The following is a 25,401-nucleotide window of genomic DNA, read 5'->3' on the forward strand; positions in this document are numbered from 1 at the left end:
ATATCATGGCTTATAGCGAAAAAGTAATAGATCATTATGAAAACCCACGTAATGTTGGTTCTTTTGATAAGGACGATAAAAGTATCGCTACGGGAATGGTAGGCGCCCCCGCGTGTGGCGATGTGATGAAATTACAGCTTAAAATTAATAAAGATGGTGTTATAGAAGATGCCAAATTTAAAACTTATGGCTGTGGTAGTGCAATCGCATCGAGTTCATTAGTGACGGAATGGGTGAAAGGAAAAACAATAGAAGAAGCGGCTCGTATTACTAATACAGAAATCACAGCTGAGTTAGCCTTGCCACCGGTAAAAATACATTGTTCAATACTTGCAGAAGATGCAATTAAAGCTGCGATTGCTGATTATAAAAGCAAAAATAATACATAAGAGCATTTAGTAAGGAGTTTATTTTGGCGATTACAATAACTGAGCCGGCCGCCCAACATGTTGCCAATTTTTTAGCTAATCGAGGTAAGGGAATTGGCTTACGTTTAGGAGTCAAAACATCTGGTTGCTCGGGTATGGCTTATGTTCTCGAGTTTGTTGATATACTTAATGATGATGATGAAGTTTTTGTGGATAAGGGTATTTCAATTATTGTTGATAAAAAAAGTCTCGTCTACTTAAATGGTACAGAGCTTGATTTTGTAAAAAATGGGTTGAATGAAGGTTTTGAATTTCATAATCCCAATACCAATGCAGAATGTGGTTGTGGCGAAAGTTTTAGCGTTTAAAACGTGATAAACCGATAAGAAGCATGTATGTAATGCTTCTTTTTTTTGTTTTATTTTATAGGAATCAACTTTGAATTACTTCGAAATTTTTTCATTAGTACCTAGCTTCTCAATTGATCTCGTATTACTCGGCAATACCTATCGAAATTTACAAAAACAGTATCATCCTGATAAATATGTAATGTCTTGTGCTTCGAAGCGATTAGTTGCGATGCAAAAAAGCACGGAAATAAATGACGCTTATCAAACTTTGAAAAATAATTGTTTACGTGCACAATATTTATTACTTTTATCTGGTATGGATATTGAATTAGAGCAACGTACATTACAAGATACTGATTTTTTAATACAACAAATGCTTTGGCGTGAAAAAGTTGAACAATTTCGTGTGGAAGATGAAGATGAGATCACTGATTTTTCGACAATGATAGTGCAACAAATCGCTAATTTAGAAAATGAATTTGAGATGAAACGTCAACAAAATGCATTAGAAGAAAGTGCTGAGTGCGTTCGAAAATTAAAATTTATGCTTAAATTACAAATTGAATTAGACCAATTAGAAGAAAAACTCTTCGATTGACTGACAGAAATAAAGGTAAGATTGCTTATGGCATTACTTCACATTGCAGAGCCAGATAAATCTGTGGCTCCTCACCAACATAAACGTGCTGCTGGCATTGACTTAGGTACAACAAATTCGTTAGTTGCGAGTGTGCGCAGCGGTTCAGCGGGAATATTACTCGATCAAAACGGGCAAGATATGCTGCCTTCCATTGTTCATTATGCAGAGCATGGACAAGTGCTTGTGGGGCGAGATGCTCAACCCTTCCTTGATACTGATCCTTTAAATACTTTAGTCTCCGTTAAGAGATTAATGGGTAAAGCATTCGATGATTTAAAGAACGCTTCTCTTCCTTATGAATTAAGTGCACATGAAAGTGGTCTCGTTCAAATTAAAACACGCATTGGTTCCGTGAATGCGGTACAAGCTTCAAGTGAAATTTTAAAAAAATTGAAAGCTCGGGCGTTTGACTCTTTAGGAGGTGAATTATCAGGTGTTGTTATCACTGTACCTGCGTATTTTGATGATGCGCAACGGCAAGGAACTAAAGATGCGGCTCGTATAGCGGGATTACATGTTTTGCGTTTACTTAATGAACCGACAGCCGCTGCAATTGCATATGGGTTAGATTCAGGAAAAAAAGGACTAATAGCGGTTTACGATTTAGGTGGTGGTACCTTTGATATATCTATATTGCGTTTGCAAAAAGGTGTTTTTGAGGTGTTAGCAACCGGAGGGAATGCTGCGCTTGGAGGGGATGATTTTGATGCTGTCATTGTGCAATGGATAATAGAGCAGAGCGGAATAACACATACTTTAAGTTTTGTTGAGCAGCAACAATTACGCCAAATTGCATGTTTAGCAAAACAAAAATTGAGTGGACAGAAAACGGCTAACATTGTGCATCAAGGTTTGAAAATCACTTTAAATTTAAGCCGTGAAATTTTGAATGAGTTGATTTCAGTATTAATTGGAAAAACGCTTCGGGCTTGTAAACGAGCGGTTAAAGATGCTCAGATTAATCTTCTTGATATTGTGGAAGTGGTTATGGTAGGTGGCTCAACTCGTATTCCTTTAGTGCGTGATAAAGTCAGTGCTTATTTCCAACAAGAAGTATTAACATCTATTGATCCTGATAAAGTGGTGGCTATTGGTGCTGCAATTCAAGCCGATATTTTAGTGGGTAATAAGCCCGATTCTGAAATGTTATTACTCGATGTTTTACCGTTATCTTTAGGGCTAGAGACGATGGGGGGATTAGTTGAAAAAGTGATACCTCGGAATTCAACGATTCCAGTTGCTCGAGCTCAAGAATTTACAACGTTTAAAGATGGTCAAACGGCTATGCTTATTCATGTATTACAAGGTGAGCGAGAACAGGTCAAGGACTGTCGTTCTTTAGCGCGTTTTGAACTTACTAATATCCCTCCTATGGCTGCGGGTGCCGCTCATATTCGTGTAACATTTCAAGTCGATGCAGATGGATTATTAAGTGTGACCGCAATGGAGAAGTCTTCTTCTGTACAAGCTAAAATAGAAGTTAAGCCTTCTTATGGTTTAAGTGATAATGAAGTGATGCAAATGCTGCAAGCTTCACAAACCTTTGCAGAGCAAGATATGGCGACGCGTATGTTGGTTGAACAACAGGTTGAAGTGCGCCGTGTCCTTGAAAATTTAAATGCGGCATTACAAAAAGATGGTGTGAAATTATTAAGTGAGAAGGCATATGATGCGATTAAGATTAGCATGAAAAACCTCTCGAATATTGCATTAAAGAATGATGTTAAGGCCATTAAAAATGCATTAAAAAGCATTGATAAGTTAACTGAACATTACGCATCATTACGTATGGACGCATCAATAAAACAAGCTTTAACAGGGAAATCTGTTGATGAAATATAGGAAAAGGGGCAATTATGCCAAAAGTTATTTTTTTACCTCATGAAGAGTTATGCCCAGATGGGTTAGTGATAGATGCGCAACCCGGTGAGAGTATTTTAGATATTGCCTTAGAAAATAATATCGATATTGAACATGCATGTGAAAAGTCATGTGCTTGTACAACATGTCATATTATTGTTCGAGAGGGTTTTGATTCATTACAAGAAAGTGATGAATTGGAAGATGATATGTTAGATAAAGCTTGGGGACTTGAGCCGGAATCTCGTTTAGGTTGTCAAGCATGTGTTCAAGAGGAAGATTTGGTTGTTGAGATCCCCAAATATACGGTTAATATTGTATCGGAAAATAATTGATAGTGACTTTATTTATTGAATTATAAATAAGTTAGACTACAGTTAGCCTGATCAGAGGAGGTCAATATGGGTTTAAAATGGATAGATTCTTTAGCAATTACGTTAGCTTTAATTGAACAACATCCGCAACAAGATCCATGTACGCTTCATTTTGTTGAATTACGCGAATGGATATTAGCATTGTCTGATTTTGATGATGATATTGATCATTGTAGTGAGCGTATATTAGAGGCTGTGCAGCAATGCTGGATTGATGAAATATAAAAATAGGTGAAAAAAAACGTAAGCTTTTTCTTACGTTTTTTTTGATGAAAAATTCCTCGTAAAAAGTAACTCGTGTTTTTAAGGAAGCTAATGATTAAATAATAGATCTTATTTTGTTTAGCTTTAGGCTCAAATAATAAGTGTATAGTTGAAGTAGGTCGACAAAATTGGGGTGTCAATATAATCGTTCATTTTTATTTGTGAAACATGCAGATAGGAAGCGTAAGTGTCTTCACCGGGTAGTATGTGAAGGTAGATATCATGCGGTTATGTTGTTTTTAGAATCTTAATGTTTTCAATAAATATTATGTTATTAGATAGCTATCTATCGTATAAATATATCTGTTAAATTTGATATTGAATAATAAGACACATCCACTATGAACAGGCACCAAATTATGTAAAAATGCTTAACGTGATTTTTAAAGTTTAGGTGGCATATGATGGATCTTAGTATTATAAAAAAAGAGTTCTTAGAAGCGGAAAAAGTATTAAAATCTTTTTTGGCGGATAATGAAAATCTACAAAACATTGAAAAGGCAGCAACCTTATTAGCGAATTCTTTTAAAGCAGAAGGTAAAGTTCTTGCTTGTGGCAACGGCGGTTCTCATTGTGACGCAATGCATTTTTCTGAAGAATTAACGGGTCGTTATCGAGAGCATCGTCCCTCGTATCCTGCGATTGCAATTTCGGATGCAAGTCATATTTCTTGCGTTGGTAATGATTATGGTTTTGAATATATATTTTCTCGCTATCTCGAAGGTGTAGGTCGTAAAGGCGATGTGCTTTTTTGTTTATCAACCAGTGGGAATTCTGCCAACATATTAAAAGCGATAGAAGTTGCTAAAAATAAAGGAATGAAAGTCATTGCATTAACCGGTAAAGACGGTGGAAAAATGGCTGGCCTTGCAGATGTAGAAATTAGAGTGCCACATTTTGGTTTCGCAGATAGAATTCAAGAAGTACATATTAAGATAATACATATTTTAATTTTGTTAATTGAACAGAAAATGGTTTAATTTCTATTATGTGTGAATTACTTGGTATGAGTGCCAATGTTCCTACTGATATTTGCTTTAGCTTTAGTGGGTTACTTAAGCGAGGAGGCGAAACTGGGCCACATAAAGATGGTTGGGGAATTACCTTTTATGAAGGTAAAGGTTGTCGCAGTTTTAAAGATCCACAAGCAAGTAGTCGTTCACGTATCGCGCAATTGGTTAAAAATTACCCGATCAAAAGTACAATGGTGATAAGTCATATTCGTCAGGCAAATAGTGGAGGGGTAAGCTTAGAGAATACGCATCCCTTTACTCGGCAGCTCTGGGGACAAAATTGGACTTATGCACATAATGGACAACTTAAAAATTATGCCGATTTATCTTTAGGGCGAATGCTTCCTATCGGTCAAACGGATAGTGAATATGTTTTTTGTTGGATAATAGAACAATTATATCAATCGTATAATCATCCTCCGGCTAATATGCATTTAGTGTTTCAAAAAATAGCCTCGTACGCACATACATTGCGTCAATTAGGTGTGTTTAATATGTTGCTGACTAATGGTGAGTATATGATGTGTTACTGCACTACTCATTTATATTGGATAACGCGCAGTGCACCGTTTGGTCCAGCACAACTTATTGATGCGGACATGAAAGTTGATTTTCAAAAAGAAACAACAAATGAAGATGTGGTAACGTTGATTGCTACACAGCCATTAACCTCAAATGAAAAGTGGCATAAAATGCAGTCTGGTGAGTTTTGTGTCTTTCATTTAGGCCAACGCATTTTATAAGTTTTAAGTTGGTCTTTTCGATAAAGAAGGTTATGTAGGGGACTACACTCTCTGATGGCCTGTTTTTTCTTGTGCAGAGCTGATTATTTAGGGGCTACTTTCTTCAGCGTATCAATCTAACATCATGCTCATAGGTCAGTTTTATCGTAGGGATAACAAGCGATAAGCAGATATCCATCAGATCACTTTATATGAAGTTATACACCGATTATTTGAATCTAGTATAAGTTTTTATAATTTCAAAACAAACCACTTGATAACTATTCACTTTTTATGCATTATTATTCAATTATAAGTTAAATAGCAAGGTCTTGCGTTATCGTTTATTCCATCAATAATAAAGCAGATAATTAAAAGGACATTAGGCCATTGGCTGAATATGAAAGGCAACAGAGGAAAATAATTCATATTGATATGGATTGTTTTTATGCAGCAGTTGAAATGCGTGATAATCCCCAATATAGAGACGTTGCACTTGCAATAGGGGGAAGAGTTGATAAACGCAGTGTGCTATCTACGTGTAATTATTTGGCGCGCCGTTTTGGCATACATTCTGCTATGCCAAGTTTTAAGGCAAAACAGCTGTGTCCGGATTTAGTCATTATTCCTGGTCGGATGGCTGTTTATACTCAAGTATCTAAGCAGATCCGTGATATTTTTTATCGTTATACTGATTTAGTTGAACCATTATCGTTAGATGAAGCTTTTTTAGATGTTACTGAATGTCAATTATTTAAAGGCTCTGCAACATATATCGCCATGGATATTCGCCGTGCTATTTTTGAAGAGTTACAGCTAACTGCATCAGCAGGGGTTGCTCCTGTAAAATTTCTGGCAAAAATCGCATCAGATGAAAATAAACCAGATGGACTATGTGTGATCACGCCTCAACAAATCCCTACTTTTATTAAAACATTAGCACTAAAGAAAATACCCGGAGTCGGACGTGTCGCACAACAAAAGTTAGCACGTAGAGGACTTTTTAATTGTGCAGATATACAAAAATATTCAGCACAAGAGTTGCGCTCTGTATTTGGTAAGCTGGGGCAAGACTTACTTAATTATTGTTATGGCATTGATGTGCGTCCAGTGCGTCCGAATAGGCAAAGAAAATCGCTAGCGGTGGAGCATACCTTTACATATGATGTACGGGCAGAGATAGTTCGTGATGAAAAACTGCCACTATTTTATGCAGAGTTAAAAGCACGATTAATACCTGTATTAAAAGAGCATGTAATAACGAAAGTCGGGGTTAAGATTAAATACATGGATTTTACCATAAGAAATATAGAGCGAAAGTCGACACAAATATCATTAACATTATTGGAAGATATATTAAATTATTTATTAACTCAGAATATGGATAAACCTATTCGTTTATTAGGTATTTCAGTTGCGATTGAAAAGCGCACCGAGAGGGATAATCAAGAGCAACAACTCAGTTTACTTGGAGTATAAATGAGCAATATAGTCGTGATCACCGGAGCGAGTTCAGGTTTAGGCCAAGAATTTGCTTATCAACTAGCAAAACAAGGCCAATCGCTATTATTAATTGCACGGCGAGAGGAAAACTTACAAAAAATAGCTCATAACTTAAACAAAAAATATACTCATATTCGAGTGTATATTTTAGTTTTAGATTTAAGTCTTGAAGATGCATCACTACAGGTATTAGATTATATAAGTACACATCATTTGTCTTTACAAGGGCTGATTAACAATGCTGGATTTGGTGCTCGGGGCTATTTTGAAAACTTAGATATTGCTTTACAACAACGTATGTTACAGGTAAATATAAATATATTAATGAGTCTAACATATCGTTTAATACCTCTATTAAAACAGCAAAAAAAGTCTTTTATTATTAATGTGGCATCGACAGCCGCGTTTCAAGCTGGACCTAATTTGGCCGTGTATTATGCAAGTAAAGCTTTTGTCTTATCTTTTTCTCAAGCATTATATGAAGAATTAAAAGGTAACATTATGGTAAGCGCCTTATGCCCAGGGGCGACGCACACAGAGTTTGCAGAAGTAGCAGGGATGTCTAAACTACTACTTTTTAAATTACGTGTTATGCAAAAAGAAGATGTTGTTGCTTACGCGCTTAAGTATCGACATAAAGCGATTGTTGTTCCAGGATTAATGAATAAGATAGGAGTGATACTCGTGAAACTTTTGCCATCATTTTTGGTGCGGAAAATTGTTTTTCAAATACAAAAGTAATACTTAAGGAAAGAGCATTACTTTTGCCTATGATTTAGCTTGTTAAGTTGTTGATACCGTCATAAATAAATTGGATGGCAAGTGCCGCTAAAATGACGCCAAAAAAACGTTTTAATATTTCATCCCCCGTTCTGCCAATTATTTTCTTCAAAAACTTAGAACATAACATCAGTACTAAAGTGAGGCCAAGTATGGAGATTATTGCTAATGTAACGGCAATGCTCGACTCTATTTGCGTACTGTGCGAAAAGAGTAATAAGGACAGTGTTAATGCACCAGGGCCTGCTAATAGGGGGATGGTCATCGGAAAGACTGAAATGTCTTCGAGTGTTCCACTATTGGTCGTTTTGGTGTTTTGTGTGATCATTTGAAAAGAGGTATGAAAAAGTAGTAAACCACCGGCTACGCGTAGTGAATTAATATTAATCGTTAAATGAGAGAAGAGTACTTCACCATAATTTCCAAATAGAATTAAGATAGAAGCACTAATAAGTATCGATTTTACGGCCATAATCGTACGCATTCTCGGTTCATGCATGGTACTTAAAGAATTAAAAATTAACGAGCTTCCAATCGGGTCGATAATAATAAAAAGAGCCGTTAACGCATGTAGATAAACCGAAGTGTCCATAATATCCTCAAAAATCAGAAAAGAAGGTGGGCAATGCCAGCAATGACAGGTAACGTCACTAATGTACGTAGTATAAACACAATGAAGAGCTCTGCAATGTTAATTGGAATTTTACTGCCTAACAAAAGAGCGCCTATCTCACTCATATAGATAAGTTGTGTGACTGACATTGCTGCAATAACAAACCGTGTCATATCCGAATGAATCGCAGAGGCCAATATAGAAGGGAGAAACATATCGGCAAAACCCACTACAATAGTTTTTGATGCTAATTCTGCTTCTGGAATATGTAATAATTTTAAAAATGGAATAAACGGGTAACCTAAATAATCAAAAAGAGGTGTATATTCTGCTAAAACCAATGCGACAGTGCCAATTGCCATGACCACAGGTAATACACCAAAAATCATATCAATCGCATTTTTAAGACCGTCTATTAATGTCTTTTTTACGCTAGGTGCATGTGCTGCTTTATAGAGTGCTTGTTCAATTCCCCAAGAAAAAAGAGAATGTCCGACAGGTGTTAATTCATTGTCTGTATTAGGTGTTGAACCATCAATATAAATATCTTTTTTCCAGCATAAAGGCGGTAATTTAGGAACGATGATAGCAGCCACTAAGCCTGCTAAGCAAACAGTTAAATAAAATTGTACAAAAAGATGCTCTAAGCCGACTTGCGCGATAACAACGAGTGAAAATGTAATTGAAACGGCTGAAAACGTCGTACCGATAATGGCTGCTTCACGTTGCGTATAAAATTTGTCTTCGTATTGTTTATTGGTTAATAAAATGCCAACACTACCATCACCGAGCCAAGAGGCTAAACAGTCAATAGCACTACGCCCAGGTAGATTAAAGATAGGGCGCATAATTTTAGTAAATAATGTTCCAAATAACTCTAATAATCCAAAATTAAGTAACAAGGGTAAAAGCATCCCTGCAAAGAAGAACACACAAAAAAGAACGGGAAGTAAATCATGTAATACAAGCCCACCTGTATGAGATGAATAAATAGCTTCTGGTCCAAGAGTAAATAAAGTCAGCAAAATGAAAACTGCGCCTAATATACGAATAACAAACCAAACGGGAGTAATATTAAAAAGTGTGTGTAAAAAAGGACTATTTTGGATAACAGGAATTTTGAAAAAACGGCATATAATGCTTATAACCGCACTTGAAACAATGACAGACATAATAATGTAGATTAAATAATCAGACAATAAGGATTGTAATGCTTTAGATATGACGGCAATCGGAATGGTGAGTGAACCTTGAGAATGTATAGGTGTTATAAAAAGTAATAAGCCTAATAGTGAGGGAATAATAAAAGTGAGCCGTGTTTTTATATTATATTTGTTAAGCACGTTAATAACCTTAAATATTTCTTTTATGATAATGGGATGATTACTTTGTGTTGCGAATGAAATAATGAATGAAAAATTAAAGTTGAAAAGATAAATAAGTGTTAATAAACCAGAGAGTATATACGCAGCGTTTATTATGTGGAGAGGGTAAATAATGATAAAAAATATAATCTTAAATGATAGGGCGATATCACCTACAAAAGTTGTTTGTATTGGTCGTAATTATTATGCACATATTGAAGAATTAAATAATGAAATTCCTGCAGAAATGGTCATTTTCTTAAAACCTAATTCAGCGATCAGTGACAGTATTTCTTGTGTTGGAGAAGATGAAATCCATTATGAAGCAGAATTAGCTTTTTTGATTAAAGATGGAAAAATTCAAGCACTTGCTTTTGGGTTAGATTTGACAAAACGTGAGATACAAAATCAACTTAAAGCGAAAGGTTTACCTTGGGAGCGTGCAAAAGCATTCGATGGATCGGCTGTTTTTAGTCATTTTATTGAATTTGATGGGGACGTTGATGAATTATCTTTAATACTGAGTATAAATAAGCAACAAATACAGCAAGGATGTGTATCGACGATGATTTATAAACCGGTTCAAATCTTAGATGAAGTTAGCCGATTTATGTCGTGGGTAGATGGCGATATTTTAATGACTGGGACACCACAAGGTGTGGGCAAAATAACGCCCGGAGACTTTTTTGAAGGAGCGGTTTTTTATGGAGATAAATGTTTAATTAATGTGCATTGGCAAGTCCCGAAGGATGATTTTAAAAAGTAAATGTTTTAATAAACGTTACATATCTATTGTCTTATTTTGATTAGAGAGGGGGAAAACAGTAAATATTTAGTTTGTTATTTTGTGTCTATACTGCAACAGTACTAGCCTTATCCGTCTGATTTAAGTAATATCTTGCATATTCTTTTTTTTGTAGCCAATTAATACTTATTATTGCTTACTTCACAGATGAGATGAAACTAATGCAACCCCTTGATGAAATCGTTGCTAATGCGCAACAACAAATAGAAAATGCCATAGACGGCAATCAATTAGAAGAGATCCGCTTACAATATTTAGGTAAGAAGGGTCTTATGACTGAGCAAATGAAAGGCTTAGGTCAGTTACCCGCAGAAGAGAAACCTATAGCTGGACAAAAAATAAATAAAGCGAAAAAAGCTATCCAAGCCGTTTTAGTTGCACGTAAACAATTTTTTGATACTGCAGTTTTAAATGCAAAATTAGAGCAAGAAACGATTGATGTGACATTACCTGGTCGTGGTGCACTATTGGGCAATATTCATCCGGTTACACGGACGACTGAGCGTATTGTTGAGTTTTTTAGTGAACTTGGATTTGAAGTTAAAAATGGTCCTGAAGTTGAAGATGTTTACCATAACTTTGATGCATTAAACATTCATGAACATCATCCGGCTAGGGCTGATCACGATACTTTTTATTTTAGCCCTGATTTAGTGTTACGTACACAAACATCTGGCGTACAAATCCGTACGATGGAAAAACAAGAGCCACCCGTGCGCATTATTTCTCCGGGACGTGTATATCGTAATGATTATGATCAAACACATACGCCAATGTTTCATCAAGTTGAAGGCTTAATGATTGCTGAAAATGTAAGTTTTGCGCAATTAAAAGGCATTCTAAATGATTTCTTACATAACTTTTTTGAAGAAGATTTAGAAATTCGTTTTCGTCCATCATACTTTCCTTTTACCGAGCCATCTGCTGAGGTTGATGTGAAAGGTAAAAATGGTTGGTTAGAAGTTTTAGGCTGTGGCATGGTGCATCCGAGTGTATTAACCTCAATGGGTATAGATCCCGAAAAATATTCAGGATTCGCTTTCGGTATGGGTATTGAACGCTTAACGATGCTTCGTTATGGCGTGAATGATTTACGTTCTTTCTTTGAAAACGATCTTCGTTTCCTCAAGCAATTCAAATAAGGGTTAAAAACAATGAAATTTAGTGAAGCTTGGTTACGCGAGTGGGTTAACCCCGAAATTAGTTCTGCAGAATTACAACATCAAATAACAATGGCTGGTTTGGAAGTTGATGGGGTTGAAGATGTCGCGGGTCAATTTACGGATGTCTACGTTGGAGAAGTGGTTGAGTGTGGAGCACATCCCGATGCGGATAAGCTACAAGTTACTAAAATCAATATCGGTGCAGATGCATTAATTGATATTGTTTGTGGTGCAAAAAATTGTCGTTTAGGTATTAAAGTTGCGGTTGCGGTTGTGGGTGCTATTTTACCCGGCAATTTCGAAATTAAAGTTGCAAAATTACGTGGGCAGCCATCATTGGGTATGCTTTGTAGCGCCTCAGAATTAGGTATGTCAGATAATTCCGAAGGGATCTTAGAATTACCTTTAGATGCACCTGTTGGAAAAAATGTACGTGATTACTTAAATCTAGATGATGTTACGATAGATGTTGATTTAACCGCAAATAGGGCTGATTGTTTAGGTATTTCAGGACTTGCGAGAGAAGTTGGTGTTTTAAATAGTCTTTCAGTTACCACGCCTATATGGAACGATGTAGCGGTTACTTTAAGTGATAAAATAAGTGTTAATTTACAAGCTAAAGATGCTTGTCCGCGTTATCTGACACGTGTCATTAAAGGTATTAATGCTAAAGTAGCGACTCCATTTTGGATGGTTGAAAAGTTGCGTCGATGTGGCGTACGTAGTGTAGATGCTGTCGTAGATATCACGCAATTTGTTTTATTGGAGCTGGGCCAGCCCATGCATGCTTTCGATTTAGATAAAATCGATACTAGTATTGAAGTGCGTTTAGCAAGACAAGATGAAAAGTTAACCTTGTTAGATGGCAAAGAAGTGATATTAAATCGTGATACGTTAGTGATTGCAGATCAATCTAAAGTATTAGCGATGGCAGGTATTTTTGGTGGGAAAGATTCTGGCGTACAAGCAAGTAGTACGGATATTTTATTAGAAAGTGCCTTTTTTGCACCCCTTGCGATTGCGGGTCGTGCTCGTAGTTATGGTCTACATACTGATGCATCTCATCGTTATGAGCGTGGGGTTGATCCTGTTCTACAATATACGGCAATGCAACGTGCTACACAGTTATTAATTGATATTTGTGGTGGCGAAGTAGGGCCAATAAAAGAAGCGCTAAGCTGTGATGATATACCCGTTCAAGCTAAAATAATATTACGTCGAACAAAGCTAGATAGTTTAATTGGACATGTTATCGAGACGCACCGAGTGACTGATATTCTAACGCGTTTAGGTTGTGATGTGCATTATAATGAAGATGTATGGAATGTGGTTGCACCAACGTATCGTTTTGATATGGAAATCGAAGAAGATTTAATTGAAGAAGTTGTACGTGTTTATGGATATGATAATATCCCTAATATCGCGCCACAAGCCGCGCTAGTGATGTCTTCTCATAATGAATCTCATTTGGTCTTATCAAAAATTCGTAATGTATTAATTGGTCGAGAATTTAATGAAGCGATTACTTATAGTTTTGTCGACCCAGAAAAACAGCTTGTTTTACATACTGATGCAGATGCTTTAATTTTACCAAATCCTATTTCAAAAGATATGTCCGCAATGCGCGTCAGTTTATGGACAGGTTTATTAGAAAGCGTGTCTAAAAATCAAAAGCGTCAGCAATCTAGAATTCGACTTTTTGAAACAGGTCTACGTTTTATCAAAGACGAAAATGCAGAAAATGGTATTGCTCAGCAAGCAATGTTATCGGCGGTTATCGTTGGTAATGCCAATGAGCCACATTGGGATATTGCGTCACGTAATGTCGATTTCTTCGATTTAAAAGCAGATTTAGAAGCTTTATTATCTCTTTGTGCAGATGATGCGAATTTTGAGTTTAGAGCAGAAGAACATAGTGCTTTGCATCCGGGTCAATCGGCGGGTATTTATCGTAACGGTAAAAATATAGGTTATATTGGAGCGTTACACCCGAATCATGTGAAAACATTTGCTATCAAAGGTAGCGCTATTCTCTTTGAAGTTGAATTAGAAGCCATTAGTCTGCGTCAAATCCCTGAGTCTGGTAACCTGTCTAAATTCCCTGCTAATCATCGTGATTTAGCTTTTGTTGTGGATGATAAATTAAATGCGGGTAAGGTCTTAAAATTTATAGAAAAAATTGGCGGAACTCATTTAGTTGGCTTAAACTTATTTGATGTATACCAAGGACAAGGCGTTGCAGAAGGTAAGAAAAGTTTAGCGATTGGCTTGGTTTTACAAGATACGACTCGTACGTTAGAAGAAGCGGAAATTGCTGATCTTGTTTATAATATTGTTGACGCAGTTTCTTTAGAATTTAATGCATCTTTGAGAGATTAAATAATATGGCACTGACTAAAGCAGAAATATCAATTCATCTATCTGAAAAAATTGGTTTAAGTAAACGTGAAGCAAAAGAGTTTGTTGAATCTTTTTTTGAAGAAATAAAAGCAACACTTGAAAGTGGCGAAGCGGTGAAAATCTCAGGTTTTGGTGGTTTTGAACTTAAAGATAAGGGTGAGCGCCCAGGTCGAAACCCTAAAACAGGAGAAGACATTCCGATTGCTGCGCGTCGAGTGGTGACTTTTAGAGCGGGTCAAAAGTTAAAAGAGTTAGTTGAAACCAGCTTACCCAAGACAGATGAAAAACTTTAGTCTTTGGTGTTGAAAAAAGTCGCTTAGCGACTTTTTTTTTGTCTTTTTTTAATGTTTAAAGTCGTTAGACAACCGATGAATAAAAGTATTAATATGGGTTATTTGAAATTGCATAATTAAGGATGCTTTAGAGATGAAATGCTATCGAAAAATAGTTGTGTTAACGGGGGCGGGCATTTCGGCTGAATCAGGCATTCGAACTTTTAGGGCGAGTGATGGGCTTTGGGAAGAGCATAAAATTGAGGATGTTGCGACATTAGAGGGATATATTAAAAATCCCAAACTGGTGCTTGATTTTTATAATCAGCGTAGAGAGCAATGTTGTTTGAGTGATATTAAACCTAATTTGGCTCATTATGCATTGGCTAAATTAGAGCGTGAATTTTCAGGTGATTTTTTGTTAGTGACTCAAAACATTGATAATTTACATGAGGTGGCGGGCTCTAAAAATGTTATTCATATGCATGGAGAATTACTACGCGCTCGTTGCAGTCATTGTGCGCAGGTGTTTTCGTGGTCAACAAAAGAGATGTCTATACATGATGTATGTGAACATTGTAAACGTCAAGGAGGCATACGTCCGAATATTGTTTGGTTTGGAGAAATACCCTTTGCATTGGATATTATTTATGATGCACTTTTTGATGCAGATCTTTTTATTGCGATTGGTACATCGGGTCATGTTTACCCTGCAGCTGGATTTGTGGATGAAGCAACCAGTGCGGGAGCATATACTATCGAACTCAATCTGGCTTCCGGAGCACAAAAAAGCAATTTTGATGAGATGATTCTTGCCAAAGCAAGTATATCGGTTCCTCAGTTAGTGACTAAGTTACTTGCGAAATAAACTTGAAAAGCTAATGGAACAACTTACAATAGTGCGCTCAATAGTATCAATTAGGATCTTTAGTTTCTTATGAAGAAAAAATATTTTGTCCTTGGTGGTGATCTTAAAAAATCATTAACGCAAGGTTATGAACTTGATTTAAAACCGTTATTTAAAGATGCGTTTATGCTTACTCGCAAACATTATTTACCTTTACTGATTGCTTGTATTTTTACTTTTATTATTGTTGGACTCGCTTATGTGTTGTTATATAAGTATTCTGAGAGTGAAGAAAGTGGTTTGATAATTATCAATTATATTATTACGTTATTAATTGCCCCTCCATTAGTAACGGGCTTGCAAATGATGGGAGTGAATCATTCTATTGGTTTAAAAAGTAAAATGACGGATGTTTTTAATTTTTTCACGTTACTTTTTAAGTTGTCGCTTGCTACGATGATTATTAGTGTATTGAGTAACGGCATTAGCTTAGTATTGGGTCAAGTTATGGGCTCTTTAGGGTTACAATTTTCTGTTATCGTATTGTTGTATTTAAATATGGCATTTAGTTTGGTTTATCCACTGATTGCAGAAAAGAAAATAGCACCACAATTAGCATTAAAAATATCTTTTAAGCTAGTGCATAAAAATCTACGCCAATTTACATTTATGTTTATTTTATTAAGTGTTCTCTTTGTGCTCGCCTTACTTCCTTCGGGGCTGGGTTTACTCTTTTTCATTCCTTTTTACTTTAATTTAATGGGTCTTGTTTATCGTAAAGTGTGTGGTGTTGGAGTTATCGCTGTTGATGAATCAGGAGATGACGGGGAAGGTGATAGAGAAAACGAATTTGGACCGACAAAAAATATTGAACAAACACAGAACATTGATGCAACAGAGAAAAGAGTGGGTAACATGCACTCTCTAACTTTAAGTTGCTTTGTGAAAACTCACCCCTTTATAGGAGATGCACATGTTTAACCGCGATATGAATATTGCTGATTATGATCCCGAATTATGGCTTGCAATGGCAGGTGAAGTTCGTCGTCAAGAAGAACACATCGAATTAATAGCTTCAGAAAATTATACAAGTCCCCGAGTTATGCAAGCCCAAGGCAGTCAATTGACGAATAAATATGCCGAAGGTTACCCTGGTAAACGTTATTATGGTGGGTGTGAGTATGTTGACGTTGCTGAAACATTGGCGATTGAACGAGCGAAAGCGCTCTTTGGCGCTGATTATGCAAATGTACAACCCCATGCAGGTTCTCAAGCAAACAGTGCTGTGTATGCCGCATTGTGTGATGTAGGTGATACGATATTAGGCATGAGTTTAGCTGATGGCGGTCATTTAACTCATGGTTCATCTGTTAGCTTTTCAGGTAAAATATACCATGCAGTGCAGTATGGTATTAACCCAGAAACGGGCATTTTAGATTATGAGCAGGTAGAGCGCTTAGCCCTTGAACATAAGCCAAAAGTTATTGTTGCAGGTTTTTCTGCTTATTCAGGTATTGTGGATTGGGCAAAGTTTCGAGAAATCGCTGACAAAGTAGGTGCATACTTGTTTGTTGATATGGCACATGTCGCAGGTTTAGTTGCGACAGGTTTGTATCCAAATCCTGTACCTTTTGCAGATGTTGTTACAACGACAACGCATAAAACATTGGGTGGGCCACGTGGTGGCTTAATTCTGGCTAAAGCGAATCCTGCCATTGAAAAAAAATTAAATTCGGCTGTTTTTCCTGGAGGTCAAGGTGGACCGCTTATGCATATTATAGCCGCTAAAGCGGTGTCATTTAAAGAATGTGCAGAGCCTGAATTTAAAATTTATCAACAAAAAATATTAGATAATGCGCAAGCTATGGTAAAAGAATTCCAACAACGTGGATATAAGATCGTTTCTAATGGTACGGAAAATCACCTTTTCTTAATTGATTTGATTGATCATAATGTGACAGGAAAAGAAGCGGATGCTGCACTTGGAAATGCACATATTACCGTGAATAAAAATTCAGTACCTAATGATCCGCGTTCTCCTTTTGTAACGTCAGGTTTACGTCTTGGTACACCTGCACTGACTCGTCGTGGTGCTACGGTTGCCGACGCAAGTGCATTGGCAAACTGGATTTGTGACATTCTTGATGTACTTCAAGATGAAACAAAATTGGCTCAAACCATCTTAGATGTGAGAGCTAAAGTCGCTATTTTTTGTAAGGCGAATCCTGTTTATCAATAATATTGATGAAATAGGTGTCAGCATAGTCGGCATATATATGTTGGCGTGAACATAAAAACATGAAATGAAAAACTACACTATGGTGTGGTTTTTTATTTTTTGGGTATTTATTTTTGTAAATGCAAGGAATGAAAACATGTATTGTCCTTTTTGTAGTGCGCAAGATACTAAAGTCATTGATTCTCGTCTCGTTGCAGATGGTGCTCAAGTGCGTCGGCGCAGAGTTTGTAATGAGTGTCATGAGCGGTTTACTACCTTTGAAACCGCTGAATTAGTGATGCCTCATTTAATTAAGTCAGATGGACGTCGTGAGCCTTTTAATGAAGAAAAATTGTTAATAGGTATTCACCGTGCCTTACAAAAAAGGCCGGTTAGTATTGAAGATATCGAAGTGAGTTTAACTAAGTTAAAATCGACATTACGTGCAACAGGAGAGCGTGAAGTCACCTCAAAAATGGTCGGCGAGCTGGTGATGGACTTACTTAAAGGACTTGACAAGATTGCATATATTCGTTTTGCTTCAGTATATCGTTCCTTTGAAGATGTAAAAGAATTCGGTGAAGAGATCGCCAAACTTGAAAAATAAAACCAATCAAAAACATCTAATTAGATGTCTATATATTCCGTTCATTTCTAAATAACGAAGATTAAAGGTATCAATGACAGTCGAATATTTTTCAGAGCAAGATAAAAAGTATATGTATCAAGCCATCGAATTGGCAAAAAAAGGGCGCTTCACGAGTGCACCGAATCCTAATGTCGGCTGTATTATTGTGTTAAATGATGAGATTGTTGGGAGCGGTTTTCATTTCAAAGCGGGGCAAGGGCATGCAGAAGTTCACGCTTTAGCAATGGCGGGTAATAAAGCGCTAAAAAGTACTTGTTATGTCACGCTAGAGCCTTGTTCACATTTTGGGCGAACGCCTCCATGTGCCATTGCCTTGATAAAGGCTGGAGTAAAACGTGTTTGCATTGGTATGCTTGATCCTAATCCACAAGTATCCGGTCAGGGTGTTAAATTTTTACAAGATGCAGGCATCGATGTTAACGTCGGCTTATTAGAAAAACAAACGAAGCAGTTAAATTTAGGCTTTATTAAACGAATGTTGCATCGACGCGCGCGTATCAGTGTAAAACTCGGTGCCAGTCTAGATGGGAAAACGGCACTTAGAAATGGACTGAGTCAATGGATAACAGGCACACAAGCCCGCATAGATGTTCAATATTTTCGTGCGCAGCAATGTGCAATATTAAGTTCATCTTCGACAGTATTAGCCGATGATCCTAGTTTAAATGTTCGCTTTGATGAGTTTAAAAAATCAAATAATTTTAAAAATGAAATTAATAAAGAGCAACTTCGTCAACCCATACGTATTATTTTAGATAGAAAAAACAAATTAACGCTTAAGGAAAAAATATTCACATTACCCGGTAAAATTATTTTGGTAACCTTAAAAGGGCGAAATGATGTAAAAACAATGAAAAATGTAGCGCAAGTGGAGCAACTCATTTGTCCCCAAGATAAATTTGGAGGTATTGATTTACATATTTTGCTTAAATTGTTGAATAAGTATGAGTTGAATTAAATACGCTTGTTTATAAAAACAAGTCTTACGGCTCTTGATTTTTAGTCTCATTTTCTATCATCTTCATCTTTATCTTTTAATAATGATGAATTTTCAAGTATTTGTTGCATTTTATTACGTGGATCTAGGTTAAGTTTATTTTGTATACCGTTCTGTGTATCTTTGTTATTTTGTAATGTATTACGCATATCGTTTATATTGTTATTACTTGCCATAAGTTGCGTTTTATCTTGTTCGCTATTAGACAGTGCACCAAATAAAGAGGGTTCTGGCGATTTTCCAACGTTTTTGGCCGCTGCAAGTTCGGCTTCTGCAACTAAACGCTCTTCTTTGGTGGGAGCAACGTAAGTGGCGCTATCTTGACCCGCTATACCCGCCATAAGTGCCATTGAAATTTCACCACCTAATGCACTAAATTGTTTCTGCATCGCATCTTTCATTGATCCTTGCAGTACATTTTGAGGTGAAAGGCCGGACTCAATTATACTTTTAGGTGAGAAATCAAAAGCAATATCCATTCCTTTATCGCTGACGATATCGCCAATCTTCAATGTTTTTTCGGGTATGTTGTTATTGGGTCGATTCATCAACTCATTTTTTTGTCCAGTGTCTAGCACATCATTGATAACACTTTTTAACCTATCTTTAAATGAAGATTTTGTTTCTACTTTATCAGTAGCAGAAGCGCTATTTGATTTATTTACTTGGTTGTGAACCATTTTAATCGCACTTAATATAGCCATATTATTACCTTTAAAAGTCGTCTTTAATGATAGGTGTGACAATGTCTCGAATTTGAATATTTGCTAGATCGGATGCTTTTTCAGTATTTAAAATAGCGCGATCAGATTGTACGGATATCACATTAAAAGTGATTTTTTCTCTATTTAATAAAGGCCCTTGCGATAAGCCATCTTGATGAAATATATAGCGTTGTCTAATTAATTGAAATTTATCACCCCGACGTACGCCATTTTTTCCTCCAATATTAATCACTATATTATTGTCGTAAGTGGCGACAATTGAGGCAAGAGTTGCTTCGCAGTACAGTGCATCGTTAACATCTCGTATGATTTTTTGTGAAATATCATTAATTTTTTCACCGTATTCAGAAGACCAAAAAGTGTTACTTTGAATATCAAATTGACGAGTAAAATCAAATTTCCATGGCGCATCGGTGGCATAACTTCTGCGGAATACCGTTTCTTTATTAATGGCATCAATAACGTAAATTTGTATTCGATAGTTACGCATATTTATGCTTGTTGTTTCAATCCCTAATATAGAATCACTTTTGGTATAAGAAGACATATCTTCAATACGGCCAAATAAAATATATTGTACATCAAATTGAGCGGCTAAATCTCGGGATAAATTCAGCATTTTATTTTCTATATTATAATAACTGTTTGTATTTGAGGTTAAGGGTCGGGTCATCAAATAACGAGCATCTATTTTTGATGTATTAGCATGGAAACTGTTAAATAGACGTTTGCTTATCTCTTCATCTATATTATATAAGCCTCCCAGTTGTGCTTGTTCGCGGTTTTCTAATTGAATAGGGCCAACAAAAAGGGTTTTTGCATAACCGTCTCTTTGACAATTTTGAAGTGAGTAAATGTCCGCGGTGATCGTGACACTTATTTTTTTGTTTTTAATGGTTTCAGCCAGTAAATGCATTTCATGTATTTCTCCATTGGTACGAATACTCAATTGTTGCGCTTCAAACACACCAGATTGAACAATTTGTAATGAACGGATACTGGCACCACCTTGGTACATTAAAGAGAGCAAAGCATCTTGTACCGCGAGTTTACGTGCTTGTTCAACATCGCCTTTATAGATAGGTGCATTACCTTCCCCCTCAAACCAGATGGCGTGTGCTGAGCATGAAAATAGAATTAACAAACAAAATATTTTCATTGAATTAAACATATCTTCCCCTTAAATTGGCCATAAGCTACTGTTAAATAATGAAGATAACCAACCTTGGGTTTGCGTGTCTGCATGATCACCCGTGCCACTAAATTCAATACGGCTATTCGCTACTTTATAAGATTCTACTGAATTATTTTCGTTAATATCAGAAGGGCGAATAATACCCGTCACTCGGATATATTCTTTACCATTATTGATAACTAGCCATTTTTCCCCACGGACTTTTAAATTACCATTATTGAGAATTTCGACCACTGATACGGTAATTCTAGCAATAAGGCTATGGCTTTGTTTACTATCAGCTGCGCCATCAAAATCTTGATTTTGTGCTATTCCAAGTTTTACAATTTTACCGTTTACGGTCAGAGGCCCTCCAGGTACTTGTATAGGATCTAATTTATAATTTGTAGTATTTGCCAGAGTAGATGTTGCCGATTTAGTTGCTACCGCATTTTCTTTTAATAAAATAGTGATTGAATCGCCGAGTTCAAAAGGGGTTTCATAATTATACAAGTCATGTGCTGTTTCACTGTTAAATAATGAGCCGGTGATAAGTATCGATTCTGCTGCGTGACCCGGATTAATCGGCGCATAGTAAGGATCATTAGGTGTTGGCGAATTATCATTGGTACTGTTAGTGACTTGACGCTCTGTTTTATCTTCTTTTTGTTGTACTTTTTGAGTGACGCTTCTTATAGGCGCCATCAAAGAGGTACAACCAAACATAAGTAAGATACTTAGACTAATAACAAGTTTTTTTATCATTTTCTATTCCAAAGTTTGTCACTAATAGGAGATATAGGCCGTATTTACATGTGCTCATCCGCTTATGAATATTATGCAAATAATATGCCATTGTTTTTTTTAGATTGAGGTATGGGCAATGCTTAATAAAAATAGAGAGAATAATAAATAGAGGGTCGATACGTAGGGTGAGTAAACCCACAAGAACGAGGTACGCTTTGTGGGTTTAGATTAGAGTCTTTTTATTGAGCCGCTTCCCTTGTTGCAATAAATGCTAATGCGCGAGATATACGCGTAAGGCAACGCTCTTTACCAATTAAACGTAAAGTAACATCTAAGGATGGAGATTGACCCGCACCGGTGATAGCGACACGTAATGGCATACCAACCTTACCCATATTGACTTCAAGTTCATCTGCACATTCTTGTATCAGAGCTTGTAATATTTCATCCGTCCAAGTTGTACAAGCTTGTAATTTTTGTTGTACTAATTCTAAGGCTGCTTTAGCAACGGGACGGAGATGTTTTTTAGCTGCTTTTGCATCAAATTCTTTGTATTCTTCAAAAAAGTAACGGCTTGAACTTGCAAGATCAACTAATGTTTTTGCGCGTTCAGCTAATGCACTGACTACGGCACTTAATTGAGGACCATTTGTAGTGTCAATATTTTGTGTTTGCATGTGCCATTTTAGGTGATCGGCAACATAATCGGGATCTAAGGTTTTCATATAATGTTGGTTTAGCCAAATTAACTTTTCATTATTGAATGCAGAAGGTGCCTTATTAATTTTATCTAAGCTAAAAAGTTCAATCATTTCTGCTTCAGAAAATATCTCTTGGTCGCCATGGGACCAACCTAAGCGCACTAAATAGTTTTTAAGTGCCTCAGGTAAATAACCATCATTACGGAACTGCATAACCGATACTGCGCCATGACGCTTTGATAATTTGGCGCCGTCATCTCCTAAAATCATAGCTACATGAGCATATTCAGGGATAGGAGCACCTAATGCGTGCAAAATATTAATTTGACGGGGTGTGTTATTAATATGATCTTCGCCACGTATGACATGAGTAATTTGCATATCCCAATCGTCAACTACGACACAAAAGTTATACGTCGGAGTACCGTCTGTTCGTTGGATAATTAAATCGTCGAGTTCAGTATTAGAAAATTCAATATTATTGCGCACGTGATCATCAAAACTAACACTACCTAGTTTTGGATTTTTAAAACGGACGACAAAAGGAGCGTTGCTTTCTTGATCTATTAAATCGCGACATTTCCCATCATAGCGAGGGGCTTCTCCTGCAGATTCTTGTAGATTGCGGAGCTGATTAACTCGCTCTTTAGAGCAATAACATTTGTATGCTTTTTTCTCATCTAAAAGTTTTAAAATTAATTCTTTATAACGATCAAAACGTTTGGTTTGATAAAAAGGGCCTTCATCCCACGTTAATCCCATCCATGTCATGCCTTCTAAAATGGCATCAACTGCTTCTTGTGTTGAGCGCTCAACATCGGTGTCTTCAATACGCAGTACAAATTTTCCGCCTTTGCTTTTGGTGTATAGCCAAGAAAAAAGGGCGGTACGAGCTCCACCAACATGTAAAAATCCAGTGGGGCTGGGGGCAAAACGAGTTTTAACGGTCATACTGAAATATCCTTTAATATAAGGAGGAAGATAATAAACATATTTTAACGAATAGTTTTGTAATTACATTAATTATTTTGTGTATCAAAGATGAAACATAAATTTATTATGACCCTTGTGATATCAATATTAATCGCAGGCTGTGACAACTCCATTGACACTAATGAAAGTCCCAATATAAACAAAACCCAATTAACCGTGCTTACTGCAAATGTTTGGAATGAACTAAAACATGATAATAACGACCCAACAGATAACCCAGGGGGAAAAATAGCTTATCTATTGGCAATTGATGAAATGAGAGCGGCTAAAGCTGATGTCATACTGCTCCAAGAATCGGGAGGAACAAGTGCGCGTTTAGCAGAAGATTTAGATATGTATCTATGGCAAGGCTCTGATTTAATACCCGACACTGCTATTCTCTCTAAATATCCTATTAGTGCTGTCTTTGATGCGGATGAAAAAAGTACAACAAAGGATAATAGAGCGAATGTAGGAGTACAGCTGAATGTGAATGGTAGAAATGTTATCGTTTGGGCCAATCACCTAGATTATACTCACTATATAAATTATGATGCGCGCGGTGGTAATGGTGTAACTTGGAACGCGAATCCCGGTTGCATACAAGTAACCGACTCTGATGAGCTTTACCGTAAAGATATGAAATCTAAACGCCCAACTCAAATTCAACATGTTATTGATCATATAAAACCCTTTATCCCTTCTAACACTTTAATTATTATTGGTGGGGATTTTAATGAAGCATCCGGATTAGATTGGACATCAGCAACCGCAAGTATGTTTGATCATAAAGGTGTTCAATTTAACTACGAAACACATAAACGTTTATTAGACGCTGGATTAACAGACAGCTATCGTGAAATTTATCCTGATCCTGTTACTTATCCAGGTATTACTTGGCCTTATACAAATGACGATAGTTGGACAAATAAACAGAGTTACCTTCAAGAATGTGGTCGCGCTCTTGATGATAGGGATCGTATCGATTTTATTTATTTTAATGCGCAAATAGAAGGTGTCTCTCTTGCTCATGTTGCTGTGGTTGGACCATATAGTAGAGAATTTTTTAAACCTGTTGATTCTAATGATTATAGTCAATTACAAGATATTCATGATGGACTTTACATAAATGAAAATGGTCAATCTAGTTATACAAAACGTCAATGGCCTTCCGATCACTTGTGGTATAAAGCTGTTTTCATTCTTGATACTAATGAAAATGAAACAACTAAACCTCAGTATTTCACCCCTCAATTTGATAATGTGGAATATACAAAAGAAGACGATGATATTCAAATATCGTTCAATTTAACCAATCTTCACTTATGGGATAACGATATAAATTATGTTTTAGAAATAACCGACCGCTATCAGCATGCGACAATAGGTCACTATTTACAACGACAATCACTAGATAAAAAACCTTTAGCTACAGATACTATTAATATCCTTGTTACTGCCGACACGTTAAATCATTTAATAATGAAAAATGAAGACTTGCAGATCCGTTATACCTCATCAGCAAGAGCAGATGGATATCATAAAATTTATGCGGTAAAAACAATCCCGTTATCAGTATTAACAACATTATAGAAAATAATTGTTTTTAACGCTTAATTAAACACCTAACTTGATATATTTTATTCTTGATTTATGTAGTGGTTAGAATATCTGACCACTTTTCCTACCTATTCAAGTTATGCACTTATTATTTGAATCTAAGAGATATTTTAAATGTACCATCCGATTGGATTTTTTATACACGACCTAAATTAAAAGTAATTGCCCTTCGTTTTTTACGATCAGTCCTCTGTATCCCTTTATGCACATTTCCCCAAAGTCTATTAATTAGTTGTATTCACGCCGTTAAATGAATTTTA

General features: G+C 36.3%; 26 protein-coding genes. 20 read left to right on the forward strand and 6 right to left on the reverse strand.

The window, feature by feature from the left end; translation table 11 throughout:
• Positions 1 to 5: 5 nt before the first annotated feature.
• The 10 genes from iscU to B8W84_RS02870 all read left to right on the forward strand — a co-directional run bounded on the left by iscU (position 6) and on the right by B8W84_RS02870 (position 7,835).
• Complete coding sequence (iscU, locus tag B8W84_RS02825; RefSeq protein WP_094751817.1) at positions 6 to 389, forward strand: Fe-S cluster assembly scaffold IscU; 384 nt, start codon at positions 6 to 8, stop codon at positions 387 to 389.
• 23 nt (positions 390 to 412) lie between these two features.
• Positions 413 to 736, forward strand: a complete 324-nt coding sequence (gene iscA, locus B8W84_RS02830) for an iron-sulfur cluster assembly protein IscA (RefSeq protein WP_094751818.1) — start codon at positions 413 to 415, stop codon at positions 734 to 736.
• A gap of 70 nt (positions 737 to 806) precedes the next feature.
• Positions 807 to 1,316, forward strand: coding sequence for a Fe-S protein assembly co-chaperone HscB (gene hscB / locus B8W84_RS02835; protein ID WP_094751819.1), 510 nt, complete (start codon positions 807 to 809; stop codon positions 1,314 to 1,316).
• Between the two features lie 27 nt (positions 1,317 to 1,343).
• Positions 1,344 to 3,200: a Fe-S protein assembly chaperone HscA gene (hscA, locus tag B8W84_RS02840; protein ID WP_094751820.1), complete on the forward strand. Its 1,857-nt coding sequence runs from the start codon at positions 1,344 to 1,346 to the stop codon at positions 3,198 to 3,200.
• 14 nt (positions 3,201 to 3,214) lie between these two features.
• Complete coding sequence (fdx, locus tag B8W84_RS02845; protein WP_094751821.1) at positions 3,215 to 3,553, forward strand: ISC system 2Fe-2S type ferredoxin; 339 nt, start codon at positions 3,215 to 3,217, stop codon at positions 3,551 to 3,553.
• 66 nt (positions 3,554 to 3,619) lie between these two features.
• Positions 3,620 to 3,817: a Fe-S cluster assembly protein IscX gene (iscX, locus tag B8W84_RS02850; protein WP_094751822.1), complete on the forward strand. Its 198-nt coding sequence runs from the start codon at positions 3,620 to 3,622 to the stop codon at positions 3,815 to 3,817.
• A gap of 443 nt (positions 3,818 to 4,260) precedes the next feature.
• Positions 4,261 to 4,836: a D-sedoheptulose 7-phosphate isomerase gene (gene lpcA, locus B8W84_RS02855; protein WP_094751823.1), complete on the forward strand. Its 576-nt coding sequence runs from the start codon at positions 4,261 to 4,263 to the stop codon at positions 4,834 to 4,836.
• Between the two features lie 8 nt (positions 4,837 to 4,844).
• Positions 4,845 to 5,612 (forward strand): class II glutamine amidotransferase, encoded by a 768-nt coding sequence (locus B8W84_RS02860; protein WP_094751824.1) that lies wholly within the window; start codon positions 4,845 to 4,847, stop codon positions 5,610 to 5,612.
• Between the two features lie 369 nt (positions 5,613 to 5,981).
• Positions 5,982 to 7,070, forward strand: coding sequence for a DNA polymerase IV (gene dinB / locus B8W84_RS02865; RefSeq protein ID WP_094751825.1), 1,089 nt, complete (start codon positions 5,982 to 5,984; stop codon positions 7,068 to 7,070).
• On the forward strand, positions 7,071 to 7,835 hold the full coding sequence (locus B8W84_RS02870) for an SDR family NAD(P)-dependent oxidoreductase (protein WP_094751826.1): 765 nt from the start codon (positions 7,071 to 7,073) through the stop codon (positions 7,833 to 7,835). It begins immediately after the preceding gene.
• Between the two features lie 34 nt (positions 7,836 to 7,869).
• Here B8W84_RS02870 and B8W84_RS02875 read toward each other — a convergent pair whose 3' ends face one another.
• Both B8W84_RS02875 and B8W84_RS02880 read right to left on the reverse strand, forming a co-directional pair.
• Positions 7,870 to 8,466, reverse strand: coding sequence for a MarC family protein (locus B8W84_RS02875; RefSeq protein ID WP_094751827.1), 597 nt, complete (start codon positions 8,464 to 8,466; stop codon positions 7,870 to 7,872).
• Between the two features lie 14 nt (positions 8,467 to 8,480).
• The gene (locus tag B8W84_RS02880) at positions 8,481 to 9,830 is read right to left on the reverse strand and encodes a YjiH family protein (protein ID WP_374220140.1); all 1,350 of its coding nucleotides are present in this window, start codon (positions 9,828 to 9,830) and stop codon (positions 8,481 to 8,483) included.
• A 154-nt stretch (positions 9,831 to 9,984) separates the two neighbouring features.
• On the opposite strand from B8W84_RS02880, the gene B8W84_RS02885 reads away from it, so the two are divergent.
• From B8W84_RS02885 to ribD, 9 genes are all read left to right on the forward strand, one after another.
• Positions 9,985 to 10,617, forward strand: a complete 633-nt coding sequence (locus B8W84_RS02885) for a fumarylacetoacetate hydrolase family protein (RefSeq protein WP_094751829.1) — start codon at positions 9,985 to 9,987, stop codon at positions 10,615 to 10,617.
• 200 nt (positions 10,618 to 10,817) lie between these two features.
• Positions 10,818 to 11,798, forward strand: a complete 981-nt coding sequence (gene pheS / locus B8W84_RS02890; RefSeq protein ID WP_094751830.1) for a phenylalanine--tRNA ligase subunit alpha — start codon at positions 10,818 to 10,820, stop codon at positions 11,796 to 11,798.
• A 12-nt stretch (positions 11,799 to 11,810) separates the two neighbouring features.
• A complete protein-coding gene (pheT, locus tag B8W84_RS02895) occupies positions 11,811 to 14,198 on the forward strand; it encodes a phenylalanine--tRNA ligase subunit beta (protein WP_094751831.1) in 2,388 nt (795 codons plus the stop codon).
• Positions 14,199 to 14,203: 5 nt separating this feature from the next.
• Positions 14,204 to 14,512 (forward strand): integration host factor subunit alpha, encoded by a 309-nt coding sequence (locus tag B8W84_RS02900; RefSeq protein WP_094751832.1) that lies wholly within the window; start codon positions 14,204 to 14,206, stop codon positions 14,510 to 14,512.
• A 133-nt stretch (positions 14,513 to 14,645) separates the two neighbouring features.
• Positions 14,646 to 15,359, forward strand: a complete 714-nt coding sequence (gene cobB / locus B8W84_RS02905; RefSeq protein WP_094751833.1) for a Sir2 family NAD+-dependent deacetylase — start codon at positions 14,646 to 14,648, stop codon at positions 15,357 to 15,359.
• Between the two features lie 69 nt (positions 15,360 to 15,428).
• Positions 15,429 to 16,319 (forward strand): hypothetical protein, encoded by an 891-nt coding sequence (locus B8W84_RS02910; RefSeq protein WP_257797893.1) that lies wholly within the window; start codon positions 15,429 to 15,431, stop codon positions 16,317 to 16,319.
• Positions 16,312 to 17,577: a serine hydroxymethyltransferase gene (gene glyA / locus B8W84_RS02915; protein WP_094751834.1), complete on the forward strand. Its 1,266-nt coding sequence runs from the start codon at positions 16,312 to 16,314 to the stop codon at positions 17,575 to 17,577. The genes B8W84_RS02910 and glyA overlap by 8 nt, the downstream gene beginning before the upstream one ends.
• 136 nt (positions 17,578 to 17,713) lie before the next feature.
• The gene (gene nrdR, locus B8W84_RS02920; RefSeq protein WP_094751835.1) at positions 17,714 to 18,163 is read left to right on the forward strand and encodes a transcriptional regulator NrdR; all 450 of its coding nucleotides are present in this window, start codon (positions 17,714 to 17,716) and stop codon (positions 18,161 to 18,163) included.
• A gap of 73 nt (positions 18,164 to 18,236) precedes the next feature.
• Complete coding sequence (gene ribD, locus B8W84_RS02925) at positions 18,237 to 19,163, forward strand: bifunctional diaminohydroxyphosphoribosylaminopyrimidine deaminase/5-amino-6-(5-phosphoribosylamino)uracil reductase RibD (protein ID WP_094751836.1); 927 nt, start codon at positions 18,237 to 18,239, stop codon at positions 19,161 to 19,163.
• 47 nt (positions 19,164 to 19,210) lie between these two features.
• On the opposite strand, the gene B8W84_RS02930 is transcribed toward ribD, so the two are convergent.
• The 4 genes from B8W84_RS02930 to gltX all read right to left on the reverse strand — a co-directional run bounded on the left by B8W84_RS02930 (position 19,211) and on the right by gltX (position 23,500).
• Positions 19,211 to 19,906: a hypothetical protein gene (locus B8W84_RS02930; protein WP_094751837.1), complete on the reverse strand. Its 696-nt coding sequence runs from the start codon at positions 19,904 to 19,906 to the stop codon at positions 19,211 to 19,213.
• A gap of 10 nt (positions 19,907 to 19,916) precedes the next feature.
• On the reverse strand, positions 19,917 to 21,098 hold the full coding sequence (locus tag B8W84_RS02935; protein WP_094751838.1) for a flagellar assembly protein FlgT: 1,182 nt from the start codon (positions 21,096 to 21,098) through the stop codon (positions 19,917 to 19,919).
• A 9-nt stretch (positions 21,099 to 21,107) separates the two neighbouring features.
• A complete protein-coding gene (locus B8W84_RS02940) occupies positions 21,108 to 21,866 on the reverse strand; it encodes a flagellar basal body L-ring protein FlgH (protein WP_094751839.1) in 759 nt (252 codons plus the stop codon).
• A 221-nt stretch (positions 21,867 to 22,087) separates the two neighbouring features.
• The gene (gene gltX, locus B8W84_RS02945) at positions 22,088 to 23,500 is read right to left on the reverse strand and encodes a glutamate--tRNA ligase (protein ID WP_094751840.1); all 1,413 of its coding nucleotides are present in this window, start codon (positions 23,498 to 23,500) and stop codon (positions 22,088 to 22,090) included.
• A 90-nt stretch (positions 23,501 to 23,590) separates the two neighbouring features.
• On the opposite strand from gltX, the gene B8W84_RS02950 reads away from it, so the two are divergent.
• Positions 23,591 to 25,114 (forward strand): endonuclease/exonuclease/phosphatase family protein, encoded by a 1,524-nt coding sequence (locus B8W84_RS02950; protein WP_094751841.1) that lies wholly within the window; start codon positions 23,591 to 23,593, stop codon positions 25,112 to 25,114.
• The last annotated feature ends 287 nt before the right edge of the window (positions 25,115 to 25,401 follow it).

The organism is Psychromonas sp. CD1 (assembly GCF_002239585.1).
Lineage (GTDB): Bacteria > Pseudomonadota > Gammaproteobacteria > Enterobacterales > Psychromonadaceae > Psychromonas.